The sequence below is a fragment of the Vibrio genomosp. F10 str. 9ZD137 genome (assembly GCF_049974785.1).
Classification (GTDB): Bacteria; Pseudomonadota; Gammaproteobacteria; order Enterobacterales; family Vibrionaceae; genus Vibrio.
Map to the genome: position 1 here is coordinate 1 of NZ_JBNGCJ010000313.1, position 16,325 is coordinate 16,325.

Genomic DNA, 16,325 nt, shown 5'->3' on the forward strand with positions numbered 1-16,325 from the left:
AGCAGGGGCTGCGGGGACAGAGAACGGGACTTGGTTTGCATTTGCTGGCCATCGACATTCGTGGCTAAAAGATACTATTCGATATACGGGTGGCGTTGGCGCTGGAAAGGCGAACCTCGATATTTTCAAAGAGTTCAGTATAGGTGCGTCGTACAACAAAACGATTCAATTCGGCACAAAAACCTCGGGAGTCGCTGCGCTTCAGCAGCTCCAGTTTCGAGTGGCAAACACACCATTGATGCTGGGTGTGAAACAGATTATTGGCCAGAGCTCGGTAGAGTTTGAGACCAGTAATGAAGATGTGAATAACGTTATCAATGGCGTTATTCAATATTTTATGGGCGAAAGCTCGGTGACCTCTGGGCTGGGTGTTGTCGCGGAATACGATACCAGAAACAATATGTTTTTCCCGACTAATGGTTATTCGGTTAACGCAGAATACATGGTGTATGACGAAAAAATTGGCAGTGACTGGAATTATCAAAACCTGAATATTAATGGTGAAGTCTATATTCCAGTGGCTGAGCGCTGGACCTTAGCGTTTGCGGGTAACTATCAGAACTTCAATACGCAAGAGCACTATTTACCCCCGACTGTTCGTCCCTATGTTGAATTACGTGGTATTGCTTCCTATCGGTACCAAGGGGATGAAATTGCAACGGCTCAATCTCAAGTGACTTATGCGATTGATAATCGTTGGACCGTTTCTGCGTTTTATGGCCTTGGTAAAGCGACAGTAGAGGGCAGTCTGTCAGACGATGAAAGTGTCGATGCGTATGGTGCTGGATTTCGCTACCAGATAGCTCGCCGATATGGGTTACACATGGGGGTAGACCTCGCTTTTAGTGACGATGACAGCGCGTTTTATATTACGGTTGGCAGTGGATTCTAATGATGGAAAGGTGGGTGTTAAACAATCGATTGATTTTGCTACATACTGCATAGTTTTCATAGCAATCATGAACTAGCATTCTTTTACAACAAACATAACAGGTATCAATATGAAAAATTACGACCCAAACGAATTGGACGCTACGCAAGTATTACTTGATGGTGTCGATACAGATAAACGTTCGACTTTGACTAAGTTAGCGGTTGGGGCGGCGGCACTGCCTTTTGCCTCTGTTTTACATGCAGCCCCTGAAAAACTGGTTGGCCAAAACATCAAACTGATGCCTAACGAGAAAGGGCCATTTGATGTCGTTATCGAAAATGGCCGTGTTGTTGATCCTGAAACTGGACTCGACGCAATTCGTCACGTCGGTATTAAAGGCAAGCGTATTGCTGCAATCTCAGACAAAAAGCTGCAAGGCAAAACAATCATCGATGCTGAAGGTCTCGTGGTTGCACCTGGCTTTATCGATATGCACGCTCACGGACAACAACTTCCTGCTGCCCGTGCTCAAGCATTCGATGGCGTAACCACCGCTCTTGAGATGGAATCTGGTCTATTCCCAATCGGAACGTACTACGATATTACTGCTGCTGAAGGTCGCCCGATTAATTACGGCGCTTCTGTAGCATGGACTTACGCTCGTATTCAAGCAAAAGAACCTACGATGCCTGCTCCTGATGGTACGATTGTTTGGTTCCAGAACGCTTTTTCTAAAAACAATTGGCAAAATACCCTAGCAACCCCAGATGAATTAAAACAAATTCTGGGCTCGGTTGAGCAAGGTCTTAAAGAGGGGGGCTTAGGCATTGGTATTAACGCGGGTTACGCACCAGGTTATGGCCACAAAGAGTACTATGATCTTGCTAAACTAGCAAAACGCTATGAAGTACCAACCTACACTCACGTTCGTTACCTAAACAGCGCAGAGCCACAATCAAGCTTTGAAGCATACCAAGAACTCATTAGCCTGTCGGCGACAACGGGTGCACACATGCACATTTGTCACCTCAACAGCACGTCAGTACAAGATATCGAAGATTGTGCCGATTTAGTTCAATCCGCCATTGATCAGGGGTTATCCATTACTACTGAAGCTTACCCTTATGGCGCTGGCTCTTCAGTAATTGGCGCAGAAGTTTTCCGTGGCGATGATTGGTTACAACGTTGGGGCGTCCCAAGCGCGAGCTACATGGAAGCGAATGGTAAAGCACTCAACCAAGAAAAAGTCACTGAACTACAAGCATCAGCGCCCGGTACCGTTGTTGTCATGCACTTCTTAAAACCCGATGAGAACAAAGAAGATCGCGCAAAAATGGATCGTTCAGTATTGTTCCCAGGTGCAGCTATCGCATCTGATGCAATGCCTTGGATGGATGATAAAGGTACATTAATAGAAGGTGATGTATGGCCGCTACCAAGTAACGCAATAGCTCACCCTAGATCGATTGCTTGTTTCTCTCGATTTATTGAAAAATATGTCAATGAATACAAAGCCGTAACACTAGTAGAAGCGATGGAACGAACGAGCTTAAACGCATGTCGTATTCTTGAGGACGCAGTGCCACAAATGGCAAATAAAGGCCGTATTCAAGTAGGTAAAGACGCTGATTTAGTTATTTTCAAACTTGATGAAGTTAAAGCGGTGGCAACATTTGAAAAACCCAATGCGCTGTCAACGGGTATGGAATACGTACTGGTTAATGGTACGCCCATCATTGAAGGCGGTGAACTGCTGCTAGACTCAAACCCAGGTGAAGCGGTTCGTAACAAAGTGACGGGCTAAGTTCTCCTGACTTAAGAGGTTGGGCATTAGCTCAACCTTTTTTATTGCTTACCGAGTAAATATAGACAACGAAAACCGAAAGAGAGCATGCTATGAGCAAGAAGCCTATTCCAGTAACAATTTTAGCCGGATTTTTAGGAGCAGGGAAAACGACCCTACTAAACCATATATTAACCAATGCAAATGGAATGCGCATGGCTGTGATCGTCAACGACTTTGGTTCAATTAATGTTGATGCTGAGTTGGTTAAATCTAAGAGTGAAAACATGATCAGCCTAGAGAATGGCTGTATCTGTTGTAACCTTGCAGAAGGCCTCGTCGTTTCGGTAATGCGTTTACTCGCATTAGAGGAACGCCCAGACCATATTATTGTTGAAACTTCAGGTATTGCAGAACCCAAAGAAGTGGCACTTCAATTTGAAGATCCGGAACTGCAAGCACACGCACCTTTAAATGCAATCGTGACGACGATCGATGCGGAAAACATTCTAGGGCTAGAAGGCCCAATGGAGACGTTGTCGAAGCAGCAAATTCAAGTGGCTGACATTGTTCTGGTTAATAAAGTTGACCTAGTCGATGCTGATAAACTAGAGCAAGTCAAAGCATGGTGCCGTGTACAAGCTCCGTTTGCTAAATTGATTGATATTTCATTCGGCGAAGTGGATTTACCTATCTTATTTGATGCCCCTGAAAGTACACGCTTTGTCACTAACAAAATAGCGGCTGATCAAAAGGAATGCCAGCACCATGATTGTCATGATGAGCACTGTCATCACGTGAACCATGATTTCGAAACATTCAGCTTTGAAACTGATCAACCACTTAATCTACAAAGTTTGTATCCTCTACTGCAACAGTTTTCAATTGATGCTTATCGCATGAAAGGTATTTTAAATTTAACCGATCGTCCTGATCATCGCTGTGTATTTCAGTGCACGGGCCAGCGAGCCAATGTGACGGTTGGAGATGCATGGGAAGATGATGAATCTCGTTCGTCACGGTTAGTCTTCATTGGACCTAAAGGTGGCCTTGATAAAGAGAGTATGCGTAAAAAACTGAACGCACTGGTGGCGTAGTTAGAACGGAAATGGAGTAGATGGCAAGCCTATCAACCTAGCGCTTGCCTACACCTAGCTTACCTCTGCCTAGTTTGCATTGACTCATCCTAAGCATCCTTATCTTATTGAATTATTGGCTACTTTCGATTCTATTCGGTTTTTCCAAATCCATATTGCTCATTCCCCTCGCCATCTGAAACAAAATAGTCTTATCTATTTTCGAGACTCTGTTCATCAGTACCTTCTCAGAATCGGTTAACGCCAAAAAGCAGATAAAGACTCAATCGTGGGTTATTGGGGCGTGTTGATCAGCGATTGTTAGATCGATGGTTAGTCCTCAATGATGGAATCAAAATGACGACTAAATATAGAATAAACCATGATTTGTCCCGCCATAATCGCGCCAAACATCAGCAAGGCGGACAGACCAATATTCGGAATGGGTAAAATGGAGGTCGCAAAGAAGGACTCACTTGCTCCGACAATGATTCGACTACCGGGGACAAGAATGATGATCCCTTGAATAATGTATATGAGTGGTGGAACGTGACGCAATTTTCCCATCCCCAACCCGTAAAGCGTAATGAGTATTGTGCTTACCCATGTACCTACAACCCAATCGGAAGTAAACCAATGTGGCCCCCACATGCCAATCGCCGCGACAGGAAGGCCTAAGAGAATTTCTGTCATACTTGCGTTGAAAATAAGGCCAATAGCGACAGAAATCCCGATCAGTGCGGTGATATGAAGAACGAATGGGATTTCATCAATAAATACCGGTACCGATAATGGTTGATTGATTATGTTGGCTAAGCCTAACCCCATAACAATGCCGATGAATATTTTCATTACTATGAGTGCGCTTTGTGCAAGCAGTTCGATACCTGACCGAAAGTCATTGAGAGCAAGACTGGCTAAGCCGTTGGTGACGGTTAACCCAGGAATAAAAAGGACAATGGAAGAAATGCACAGTGCCAATGTTGGTAAGCCGGGAACCTGTGCCGCTATCATACCGGTTAAAAAACTGGCTACTAAGGCGACAAAGAACTCGACAAGAATGCTTCTTGGCCCAGTCAGGAAAATTTGTGCTAGCCAGGCTATAGCGCCCAGAATAATGGATAACCCGACCGCCAGATAAGTACTGCCAACTAACATTAAATAACATGGCGGAAGCAATAAATTGGCAAAGCACAAGGTACGATTCGAGTAGGTTTCTGAACCTTCGTAATGGGAATGAGTCGAAAGCCCTTTAAGCGTTGCGACTAAATCACGTAAGTTAACCGAGGGTGGTTTTTTGTTTTCCATCACGACTTTTTGCGTGGGTTGCTCAAAAATAGTGATGACTTTTGTCGGGGTCACATCAATAGAGACATCAATGTTCTGGCGTTTTGCATAAGCTTGAGTGTATTGAGCTACCGAGTAAGGCGCGCAACCAGATTGATGTAATCGGTCAGAAAAGCTCAAAATTTCTTGCTGGCATTGTTCGATATGATTTGTTTGTTTCATTCTGTTTGTTTCTCAATCACCAAGGCGATATATGTTTGAGGGGCATTCTAATTCAATAGTATCCTCATTCAAGCGTAACCAATAGTCGTGTATAGAGGACGGGCCCCTACAAACGAACAAGGCAATGGTTAAAAAGATAGGATTCATTGAATTGAATACATAAGTTAGGGCGATTTTTACCCACGAAGGCGTGATGTGTTCGAATATCCTGCTATTTTGTGACGATACTTTTACTGCGGAGAATGAAAGTTGACCACAGGTAAACTTTCGAAGGCGGGCTTGGCAAAATAGTAGCCTTGCATCAATTCAACTCCAGCTTCTTTTAGCCATAGGTATTCATCAACGCTCTCTACACCTTCCACTAAAGGGGTGATGTTTAGGTCACTAAATATATTCAAGCAATTTAACACAATCGACTGACGAGCCTTATCGGTATGGATATTTCTGATCAAGCCCATATCTAACTTAACGATGTTGGTTTGAAAGTCTGCCAGTAAGTTGAGACCAGAATAACCCGAACCGAAATCATCGATCGCAGTCTTGAAGCCGAGAGATTTATAATACGCAACGATTCTTTGTACATGGGTACTGTCTTCTATTCTTTCAACTTCGGTGAATTCAAACATAATTTGTTCAACGGGAAAGTCGTATTTAAGCGCGGCCTCTAAGGTAGTGCGAATGCAGCGCTCAGGCTGATAGATGGCGTTAGGTAAAAAATTGATACTAAGCATAGAGGAGATGTTTAACTTTGCTGCTAACGCGATGGCTTTAATGCGACACAGTTGGTCGAATAGGTAACGATTGTCATCGTTTACTTTTGAAATAATAGAATACGCAGATTCGTTATTAAGCCCTCGAACCAATGCCTCATAGCCAAAGATGCTTTCAGTTTGGCAATTTACGATAGGTTGAAAAGCCATAGTAAAATCAAAATCAAGCGGCTCATCGTTGCGGCAATGACCGCAAGTAACTTTATTGCCGTCGAGTAATGTTCCTTTCATATACCTAGCCTTAATTCTTGTTGTTATACTCTATTCTAGTTGAGTTCCCATTGAGTACTAGTGCAAATGCAACAAAGTGTAAAAAATCATTAAAATTAATAGTGTTAGAGGGTTTTTACTCGAAATGAGGCTTCACAAGGTTGAGAATAATAGCGCCGATAAAAATAGCTAAGGAAATAGAGACTAACCGCATGAGCTCAGCGGAAAGTGATTCCGTGCCCTGATGTTTAATGATCTGATACGTTAAAACAGTAAAATTGGTGAACAGCAACTGATAGATACTCATTGTGACTTTACGTCGAATCGCGTAGCAAGCGAGTTGAATTCCGCAAAAAATGGTCACCCCAATAACCACCCAGTTCGGCACGCTAACGGTAAACAAGAGCAAAACGGGCATCGTAAATAAAATACCGATGACCGTTGTAACCAGCTTGTTCTGAGTAAAGGTTTTGTGCTCGTGCGGAAGGTGGGTTTTGATCATACTGCTGATGGTAATAGCGATAAGTATGACTTGTGAACTCCCTGTACCTAATAATGCAGCTAAAACCAACCACATGGCAGTTGCTTTAAAGGCTATTAGACCAAGATGCGCTGTGGCGGCTTCTGTACTTTGCTCATCGGGCTGAATATCTCGTTCATCGCCAGGAAAGACCCAAAAGGCCAGTGAAGTGATAACGATAGCGATCAGTAAATCTTGAAACATTAACCAGGGCAGGGCATCGACAGGTAAGTTCATTTGTTTACTCATAACGGTCATAATAATGACCACCATCAACATTAAAGTTGCAAGTATGTCTTTTGAGTTTTGGTGGCTTCGGTAATAACTCCAGAAAAAGACAGACCAACTAAACAGAGCGTAGCCTGTGGGAGAATCAAGTAGCAAACCGGCAAGAGAAACCAGAATAAAGCTGACAAAAAAAAGAATGATCAGCAGCTTGAACAACAAATTAGTGGGTGGTTTAGAGGGCATCAAGGTTAAAAAAATCACCACAAACACCGGCGATAAAATAGGTAAAACCGCCCCACTGTGTTGCAAATAAAACAACAACAGTATGGGAACAAATACGATTCTTATAACCGGATTGGCTGGACTACGAAACATAGGTCCAAATACTCACGATTTTCATCCATAGCACCGATAGCCATTCACCCAATCGGCTTTGTTCGGTATGAAAAGCAACCGTTGCCTTAGAGCCAAAACGAATATTATCGGGCACTTCTCCATGGTCAAAAACAATGTTGACGGGGTAGCGCTGTGCCCCGAGAGAATTGGAGTCAGCAACTAGAAATCCAGTCGCTTGATCAACGTTATTGCTTCCACCCGTTCCCCAGCCAACGCTGTCTACTTTACCTTGCAATACGCGGCCTGGTAGTGCATCGAGTACAATTTCAACATTTTGTCCTGCTTTTATATATTCGATAGAGTTTTCGCGTAAAGAGGCAGAAATCCAAACCTCTCGCGGGTCGATGAAAGTCAGCATCGGTGACCCTACTGATGCTTTTTGCCCTAAGGTCAATTGAAGATTCGTGACGATACCATTTGAAGGGGCCGTAATCTGAGTGCGCTGTAAATCTAATTGAGCTTGTTCTAATTTTGCCATTGCGGATAAAATTTGCGGGTTGTTACTGCCTTCTGGGCCTAAGTTCTGTTTTGCTTGTGTTAATGAGGCTTCAGCGGCTTCAAGCGCGGCTTGTGTACGTTCGCGAGATTCCCTCGTATTATCTAATTCTGCTTTGCTCAAGACGCCTTTACTGGCAAGTTCGGCGATTCGGGCGAACTGCTCTCTCGCATTATCACGAGCGGCTAGTGCATCAACCACTTTAGCCTGTGCGATTTCAACTGCTGCAGTATTCGCACCGATGCTTTGTCCTGCCAATGCTAAATTTGCTTGGGCAACCTTTAACGCAATTTCGTAATTTCTAGCGTCAATCTTGAATAAGATATCGCCTGCCTCTACGACCTGGTTATTTTTGACCAATACTTCGGTGACATTGCCAGAGACTTCTGTTGCAACTCTCACTAAGTAAGAATGAACTCTAGCCGTTCCTGTCATGGGTGTAACACGATCCGCCCAAAGGCTGTAGAACCAAATAAACAGCACGATACCAATGATGAAAAAGCTTAATTTTTGAGATGATTTTTCAGCGGCAGACATGGATTCGACTCTTAGAAAACAAAACACCTATATTAAATTGGAAAACAGATAGCATCAAGCGATCAATATCTTTCTATAACCTGTACTCAGGTGCGTACTATTTCGGAGTCAGTCTACACTGCAATGAATGAAACACGCCGTTCACTTGTGAGAGTTATTTCTAATTAAGATAATCAGCGCATCGGTCATCAGAAATTGAGAATGAGATTATGTATAGAAATACGATTGAAGGTGTCAATCATAGTGCTACAAGCTTTACTCCCTTCACTTTTTCGTGTCAGAATTTCAATGTGTATTCTCAATTGATTACCTTAGGTGTTAGACACGAAAACATACATCCCCATGGCACAGTAGAATTACTGTTTCGTCCGGAAAATGTGGACGATGTAGATTTGTTCTATGACGAGTTATCATTGTCAGAAGCTATGGTGAAAAAATTCACAATTGAACAAATTGACTGGATGAAATTGAATAAATCTGCTTTGTCTGAGCGATTCAAAACTATTTTTATGAATATTGAACCCGCGGCCCTAAAAGAAGAACAGACCAGTTATCGAATAGCCTCTCTAGTTAGCCAATACAGAAGTGTTGGTGTAAGTCTATTCATTGAAATTACAGAAAGAAGCTGCGAATGGGATGAAATTCCGTTTAAAAAAATAAAAAAACTCGGTGTTGACTTGGTACTCGATGATTACCAACCGAGTACACATGATCACATTTCTATAAATCAGTTTAGCTCTATGTTTAGTGTGGTTAAGTTGTGTATTGATGATTATGAAATTAGTGATTTGATTAGCATTATATCCCAGGCAGTTAATGAAAACATGAGAGTCATTGTTGAAAGAATAGAAGATAAGCTTCAATATTCATTGGTAAGAGACTTTTTTCCTTTTGCTCTGATGCAGGGATACTATATCGATAAGCCAAAAATCATTATTTGATAAAAATTAATTTTAGGATTAAACCTATGGAATTAAATTCAATAATTAGCTTTCTACCAAACTTAACGGTTAAAGAGTTAAAGGAAATAGAAGTAATAATAAATAAAGAATTGACTAATCGGGAGGGTGGTATAAACACTTCACTAAGTGACATTGAAATATCATTCCTTTTAAATCTTTTTAAATATGAGGAGAAAACCACTTGCAAGTAATGGGCTTAGTTACCCCTAAAGATCTATTGGAAATAAAGTTCGCATTTTAAATCGACTCAATTGAGGTCATTCTCTTTCATCACCTTCCATCCCTTTTTATTCATTTTATTCCTAAAGATACAACAGATAATTAATCATCAATAAATTACCATGTTTTTCAATAAAACCCTGAGGTATCTATGTGCTATCTCAGGGTTTAATAATAACACTCTATTTAATGGCATATAAATCTAATGATTTTTATAAATGCTCAATATTTTTGGAATGGAATGTTGAATAGTGTTTATGTGCACAAAGTTGAATAGTGTTTAAGTGCACAAATGAGTTAACGAATCCTAGGTTCGGATTTATATATGAAATGATGGCTAAAATTTAATAAGGATTATAAATGAAAATTGTCAACAAAAACGTTCTAAATTCTATGTTGTTAGTAGGTTTAACCACCAGTATTGGTGCTTACGCCGCTGCACCAGCTACCGTCACCTGGTATGGCGAGGTGCCAGTAACAGGAAATGATAATGAGTTAGTGATTACCGGACTTAATGGTGTTCAAGAGGCGCAAATCGGTGGGATTACGGCTGACTCAATGGGGGTTTTTAGTTCTGATGCGCTTATCCTCGAAGCTCATGTAAATGAGGGAGATCTCGATACACCAATCGTCGGTGAACTATCTAACGCTAACTGGTCATATCATGATAGTAAAGTCACATACGATGGTTTAGAACACGCTTCTTCACAGGTTTCAGTCCTTGTTAATGGTGAAGCCTTCTCACCAGAAAGTGACCCTGTTCAAGCTCAAACGGTGTCAATCAAAATATCACAAACAGCGCAGTTACCAGTAGCAGATATTGGCGGGTCTATTGTTCAAGCTAGTGTGACTCTGATGGCAGAAAAAGCCTAATTATTAAGTATTCGTTGGCTCGTAGTGTATTGCGAGCCATTTTTGGCGCCAATATGAAATTTTTCCCCATAATTATGTTACTTGTTAATGCTTCAGTGCACGCAGAATATAAAATTTTTCCGTTATCAAGCGTAGTTGATGTTAATAATTTATATAGTGACTCTATATCTAGCGTTGTGTTTGAACCAAATACAATTAGTCTAAATACAAAAAATGATAACAGCGGTTTTGAAGATGTGCTGGTACGTCTTAAAATTTATACGAATATACCAAAAGAACAACCTAATATAACTTACATATCAACACTCACAAGGAATTCATCAACTTGTACGGATTATTCGGGTGATAAAAATGAACAGAATGAATTTGTCTCTGTGTTATTTGATGGTGAATATATTAGCGAGTCGGAAAGTAGTGAAATATTAACCTTTGTCGATGATGATGGAGAGAATAAAAGTGGCGATCATATTGTCCAAATGGTTTTTAGGCCATTCGGTGAGATTATAACATCAGGTGTTACGGAAGAATGCGATGGTGCTATAACATTTAATATAGAGATCGATGTGTAATGATCAAGTGTAGAAGATTATGTATTGCTTTTTTATCTATATATACATCATTAGTTTTCTCTGAATCAATTCCGAAAGGATTTGAAAATTTATTTAACATGAGTGAATCATCATTAAAGCTGAGGAACCTTGATGGAACCATGTCGGAGCCGATCGTGTTTTTTACGTCATTTGATAGGATAAAGTTGGATGTTCATGATGTAAATTCGATGATTAATCTGACGAGGTATCTTGAAAATAATGAAATCAACGATGAATATAAGTCAATAATTATAGATGGTTTCATAACTGGGGTAAGAGATACATCAAATTGTACAGGGGTGTTGAATGAGTGTGTAATTTACCCTGATACGTATGAAATAGTTCTCAACTATAATGATAAAGAAGTTTACCTATTCGTTTCTCCTAACGTGTTGAATATAGAAAATAATGGGATTCAAGAGAATAAATTGTATTACGATGCGAAAAACGAACATAATGGTATCATAAATTCGTTTGATCTCTATGCCAGTGATTATTCAAATCAAAATTCAGTCATATCATTTAATGACAAACTCACTGTGGGTATGCCTTATGGGTATTTAAAAACAGTTTTTTATCTAAATAATAGCGAAAGTGGTTCAGAACTATACGAGGCGGCTTACCATCTAGATGTAGATTCATATCTATTAAAAGCGGGCTATTTTTCCTATGATCCAGAAGTCAATACTACGGACTTTCTTAACGGGAATACTCGCATATCACAAAGCTCAATCACGTTTGGTAGCTCTAAAAACTTACTGATGGGTGGTGATAATAGCGATAAGTTACTCACTTTTTATGCCCCCACGAGTGGCAATGTATATATCTATCGTAATGCGCGCATAATACATCAAAATGTCGTCAAAGAGGGCGTGCATTCCATTCCCTATAGTTCTTTGCCCAGGGGCCGTTATGAAGTGTTACTTGAAGTAAAATCGGGTAGTGGTGTTACAACGACAACTCAAACCTATCAAATCTACAATAATAGCAGTGACAGTTTACCTGTAGGCAATGCTGACTTCGCTTTATCTTCCGGTTTGTTCAAAACGAATCATTATGACAATCGAATGAAGAGTGTAAATGATATTGAAGGTGATCCGTACGCGAAGGGATTAGTCAATTACCAACTATGGCCCTCTTTCAACTTAGGTATGGGTGGCATTGCCTCAAAGCAAGGAACGATGTTTAACTTAGGGGGATCCTATAGCCTATTAGATTGGGGGGTTTCATCCGAAGCAGTGTTTCGTCAGTTCGAAGACGCCTCCCACATGAATGCTAACATTAGCGTTCCTTTTCTCAGTCTTGCATACGAGCAACTCAATAATCAAAACAGAGATCTTTTGGCTTCATATATGTATGGCTATGCGGATTTTTCTAGGGTGTCTTTAAACACAACTTATTCGTTTGGTCATGGTCAATCTATTTATGCAATTTACTCCATTAATGACGATAAATTACTGGATGCAATAGGCACATTCACAGACCAGCAATACCAACTGCTTTCAATTGGTTACACCACGCCTGCTCTACTGGATTCCAGACTTAATGTAAACCTAGATGTAACAGATGTTCGCGACGAAATGTCCTTAAGTATTCTTTGGAGTATCCCGCTTTCAACGACCATAGAGGCTATCTTAGGGGAAACCTCAAATACACGAGGTGTCGCATACCTTAAGACAACACTGAGAAAAAGTAATGTGATTGACTCTGATTCTGTGGCTACGTCTTTAGAGGTCAGTAATACCTATGATCGGGGTATCAACACTATCTACCAAAGCATGCTAGCAAGTGCTAACGGTAACACGTCATATGCGCGCGGGAATATATCTGCCCATGCCTCTACCAATGGTTATTATGGTATCAATCTTGGTTTATCAAGCACACAGGTTGTCGCCAACGGTGACATTTATTTTACGGACAAATCATCGGCCGCTTACGCGGTAGTAGACGTTTCCATTGATGATGGCCTCTCGAACGGCCAAGAGATTGACGAAAAAGGGTATTTCACGTTGAAGAAAGGTGGAAAAAGAAACAGGCAATTTATCGTCTATGACGATCAAACCATCATGCCAGTCGAAGCTTACAATGAATATAAAGCGTCATTCGATTCAAAAAGCGTTGATCTCTATAGTACTGGAACTAAACAGTTAGACGTTTATGCTCAGCCTGGTACGGTGATGTCATTGTCCCCAAAAGTAAGCCGTACCGTTTCATTTATCAGTGCATTTAAAAATATAGCTGAGAAGCCAGTTTTCGGCATTGAGTGTGAAGGAGAGGGGTGTATAGAAGTAAATAAAATGTCCGATGGCGTTTATCGCGTTACTGTTATTGAGGGATTAGACTTCGCATTAACATCAAAAAATACCCGCTGTTTATTGCCCTATGAGTTCCATTCAACAAACCTAATGAATTTTGGTCAAAACTATTGCCTATCAATTTTTGATCGTAGTGAACCACTACTTGTTGATATTGACGGCCGGAATCTGGAAGTACTTTTTCTAGGTGTTTATCAAGAGTCACTGGCGCTAAATAGCAATATCAAGTTATTTGAATCACTGGGTTATCAAGTCATACAGAAAGATATAGGTCAGCAGAAAGCCATCTACATAGCTCAATCTCCTAATGATGTTAAAGACAGTTTTAATCAGCACAGAAAAGAAATTTCAGAAATAAAGAGGCTCGCACAAAAACATTATTATACCGATTCAGTGGAATATTATCCGATTACAAAAACTAAAAATGGAGATTAAGATGAAAAACATCATTCGAGTATTACCTTTCATAGCGCTGCTTTGTTCTCTTCAGTCTTTTGCATTTTCAGTAGATAAGATGTTTATTGTTAGTGATAAGAAAGGTAACGGAATTATCACGCTGAAAAATGATGAAACTAATCCTATTTTTGTAGAGGCACAGGTTCAAGAATTAGATGTCAACGATGGTGTTTATTTGGTTAAAACGCCATATGATATCAATAACATTGAAGATTGGAAAATCTCACTGACACACCAGAAATTGGTATTAAAACCAGGTGAAGAAAAAGCGGTGGGTGTACGGAGTCTTTGTTACAACACAACTTGTGACGGGTCGCGTGATCTTATGTTTATGTTGCCTTTTGCCCCAAGTAAATACAATCCAGAAGGGGAAGAGGTCAGTGGTATCGAAATTAATTATGGATTCTCTCCTGTCTATATTATTCCAACAACTAACCCTATCTATTCATACGAGATTTTTAATAACGGTGAAACGTTAACAGTAAAAAACGATAGTAATACGATGCTCAGTGTGTTTGTCAATAACTGTGATGAAAAAATTACATCGAATTGCAGACAAAAGTTTACGTTAATTGCAGGGCGAGAAAAGACCTTTAATTTACCTCCTCAATTACAAAGTGAACAACTCAATATTACCGTTACCTCTCATGATAAAAGTTACTCACAAAAAGAATCAGTAAAGCGAGGTAATAACTGATGCAGGGTAACGTAAGATTTTTTACCGTTTTAATTGGGTTGAGTGCAGTATTGTCCGCACAAGCATCAATTGGTCTTAGGGGAGAAGTTAGAGGCGGAAGTGTGAGTTGGGAAAACGTGACCATGGCTTATGGAAAGATGGCACCAAGTGAGTGGCAAGTCCCCCCTTTACTCCAAACATCAACGTCTTGGAAAGCAGGAACATTCGCAGCTTCTCCGCCTGAAACTATAAAACTAACTGGTAGCGATGGCGTCATGACTGAACCGTTAGATATACAGATCTTAGGCATACAGTACAATGCGTCGGGTATCGAGTATTCGGTGTCTGACACAGGTACAGGGAGTGGGTGTCGTCTAGATACTGTGACATTACCCATTGTGAGTGTAGAGGGCGACAATTGCATTTCATCGTATAAACTGAATAATGCCGGAAAATCGAGCCCATTTGTTTTCTTTAGACCACTATTTAGTATCGACGACCAAGATATTATTTCAGTATTAAGAGGAAAGACACCAGGTTTGTATTCGGCATCAATACCCATAATAATTCGTTACTACTATGAAAATCATGGTATTACTACATTTCGTAATATCAATGAAATAATGATCATAAGCCTTAAGTACGACCCTGTTCAATTGGATAGGGTCAATGTGACGGGTGATGGCGTAATGGTACCCAATTATAATTCCAGTACTCGTCGAATAACGTCTTCTACAGAATATTTCATTGAGGCAATAGGGTATTTTGATGATGGAATAAAACTTACTATGCTAGATGATGAGTACTCTCTTATTAATTCATCTGACTTTAATATAACAATCCCGTATAGCATTGTTTGTTCACAATGTCAGACAGTGAAATTAGTCGATAATGGTCAACTATTACTTCCAGATCATAGTACCTATATTGGAGTAGGAAATGGTCCCAGTAGCCGTGTAGAGTTTAATCTAATGTTCAGTTATGACGTGGACGGGACGGTGATTACGTCAGGGGAATACACTGATCAAGTGACTATAATGATAGATCCGAGTATATAGTATGAAACACGATTATTTATTAGCACTAATTATACTGCCTACGATTGCATTCTCTGGTAATGATCTCTCGCCGTTCCAAATTGGTTCGAGTGTCATGTTCTCTGTTATTGACACCAATGAATTGTCTTCTGAGGCCCTGGGCTATAAAGCAACACTGGGCTATAACATGAATAAAAATGTGCTTCTAGAAGTGGGGTATGGGAACTATAGAGCCTTTACGAATAGTCTTTCAGACATTACCCCTGTGCTTACTGAGTTAAAATGGAAAATTCCAGTGAGTGGTTACGCCTCATTATACGTGGGTGGAGGATTTGCTTTTATGAACAGTGATGCGAATCCTACTGCGGTATTAGGGATCAACTACCAATTAACAAAACATTGGTTTGCAGAGTTAGGCTACCAGTCTATTTTCGATATAGAGGCTAGCCAAAGTGATTTATACGCGTTGAATTTTTCGTTTGTTTACCGATTTCCAACCAGTGATGAGATGAGTACTACCTCAAGAAGCCAATAGTATATAAACCAAGGTTTTTAATTTACATGCGATCACTGGCTTAACTATTAACGTTGTTCATCTATCTCATCGATGGGGAAGCGATCATGGCTCGTGCCAAGATCTGAATTAAGTGAGCATTTATGAATAATTCAATAAAAATATGCTCAATATACATTGAGGTGCATTGGTTACCATTTTTACCGAGCCATTATGTAAAAGGCTTAACGAGAGTATATTCGATAGAGAGCAGAAATCTTGGTCAACAATAGCGGTAGCAGCTG

At 40.4% G+C, this 16,325-nt stretch carries 14 protein-coding genes; 10 read left to right on the forward strand and 4 right to left on the reverse strand.

The window, feature by feature from the left end; all coding sequences use genetic code 11:
• The 3 genes from ACP45E_RS05950 to ACP45E_RS05960 all read left to right on the forward strand — a co-directional run.
• Positions 1-892, forward strand: an 892-nt coding sequence (locus tag ACP45E_RS05950) for a BamA/TamA family outer membrane protein (protein ID WP_069584801.1), incomplete at its 5' end; no start/stop codon positions are given.
• Positions 893-1,001: 109 nt separating this feature from the next.
• The gene (locus ACP45E_RS05955; RefSeq protein WP_017037874.1) at positions 1,002-2,678 is read left to right on the forward strand and encodes an amidohydrolase family protein; all 1,677 of its coding nucleotides are present in this window, start codon (positions 1,002-1,004) and stop codon (positions 2,676-2,678) included.
• Between the two features lie 92 nt (positions 2,679-2,770).
• On the forward strand, positions 2,771-3,754 hold the full coding sequence (locus ACP45E_RS05960) for a CobW family GTP-binding protein (protein WP_017037875.1): 984 nt from the start codon (positions 2,771-2,773) through the stop codon (positions 3,752-3,754).
• Between the two features lie 312 nt (positions 3,755-4,066).
• On the opposite strand, the gene ACP45E_RS05965 is transcribed toward ACP45E_RS05960, so the two are convergent.
• The 4 genes from ACP45E_RS05965 to ACP45E_RS05980 all read right to left on the reverse strand — a co-directional run bounded on the left by ACP45E_RS05965 (position 4,067) and on the right by ACP45E_RS05980 (position 8,399).
• Complete coding sequence (locus tag ACP45E_RS05965) at positions 4,067-5,242, reverse strand: threonine/serine exporter family protein (protein WP_017037876.1); 1,176 nt, start codon at positions 5,240-5,242, stop codon at positions 4,067-4,069.
• Between the two features lie 230 nt (positions 5,243-5,472).
• On the reverse strand, positions 5,473-6,243 hold the full coding sequence (locus ACP45E_RS05970) for an EAL domain-containing protein (protein WP_017037877.1): 771 nt from the start codon (positions 6,241-6,243) through the stop codon (positions 5,473-5,475).
• Positions 6,244-6,358: 115 nt separating this feature from the next.
• Positions 6,359-7,345: a DUF2955 domain-containing protein gene (locus tag ACP45E_RS05975; RefSeq protein ID WP_017037878.1), complete on the reverse strand. Its 987-nt coding sequence runs from the start codon at positions 7,343-7,345 to the stop codon at positions 6,359-6,361.
• Positions 7,335-8,399, reverse strand: a complete 1,065-nt coding sequence (locus ACP45E_RS05980; RefSeq protein ID WP_017037879.1) for an HlyD family secretion protein — start codon at positions 8,397-8,399, stop codon at positions 7,335-7,337. The genes ACP45E_RS05975 and ACP45E_RS05980 overlap by 11 nt, the downstream gene beginning before the upstream one ends.
• A 209-nt stretch (positions 8,400-8,608) precedes the next feature.
• Here ACP45E_RS05980 and ACP45E_RS05985 point away from each other — a divergent pair, with 209 nt between their 5' ends.
• The 7 genes from ACP45E_RS05985 to ACP45E_RS06015 all read left to right on the forward strand — a co-directional run bounded on the left by ACP45E_RS05985 (position 8,609) and on the right by ACP45E_RS06015 (position 16,062).
• The gene (locus ACP45E_RS05985) at positions 8,609-9,340 is read left to right on the forward strand and encodes an EAL domain-containing protein (RefSeq protein ID WP_017035961.1); all 732 of its coding nucleotides are present in this window, start codon (positions 8,609-8,611) and stop codon (positions 9,338-9,340) included.
• Between the two features lie 600 nt (positions 9,341-9,940).
• Positions 9,941-10,453 (forward strand): hypothetical protein, encoded by a 513-nt coding sequence (locus tag ACP45E_RS05990; protein WP_017037881.1) that lies wholly within the window; start codon positions 9,941-9,943, stop codon positions 10,451-10,453.
• Positions 10,454-10,506: 53 nt separating this feature from the next.
• Positions 10,507-11,022: a hypothetical protein gene (locus ACP45E_RS05995; protein WP_017037882.1), complete on the forward strand. Its 516-nt coding sequence runs from the start codon at positions 10,507-10,509 to the stop codon at positions 11,020-11,022.
• On the forward strand, positions 11,022-13,793 hold the full coding sequence (locus ACP45E_RS06000; protein ID WP_017037883.1) for a CS1-pili formation C-terminal domain-containing protein: 2,772 nt from the start codon (positions 11,022-11,024) through the stop codon (positions 13,791-13,793). Before ACP45E_RS05995 ends, ACP45E_RS06000 begins: the two co-directional genes overlap by 1 nt.
• A 1-nt stretch (position 13,794) precedes the next feature.
• Positions 13,795-14,511: a hypothetical protein gene (locus ACP45E_RS06005; RefSeq protein ID WP_017037884.1), complete on the forward strand. Its 717-nt coding sequence runs from the start codon at positions 13,795-13,797 to the stop codon at positions 14,509-14,511.
• A gap of 101 nt (positions 14,512-14,612) precedes the next feature.
• A complete protein-coding gene (locus ACP45E_RS06010; protein ID WP_426510748.1) occupies positions 14,613-15,548 on the forward strand; it encodes a hypothetical protein in 936 nt (311 codons plus the stop codon).
• A gap of 1 nt (position 15,549) precedes the next feature.
• Positions 15,550-16,062, forward strand: coding sequence for a porin family protein (locus tag ACP45E_RS06015; protein WP_017037886.1), 513 nt, complete (start codon positions 15,550-15,552; stop codon positions 16,060-16,062).
• The last annotated feature ends 263 nt before the right edge of the window (positions 16,063-16,325 follow it).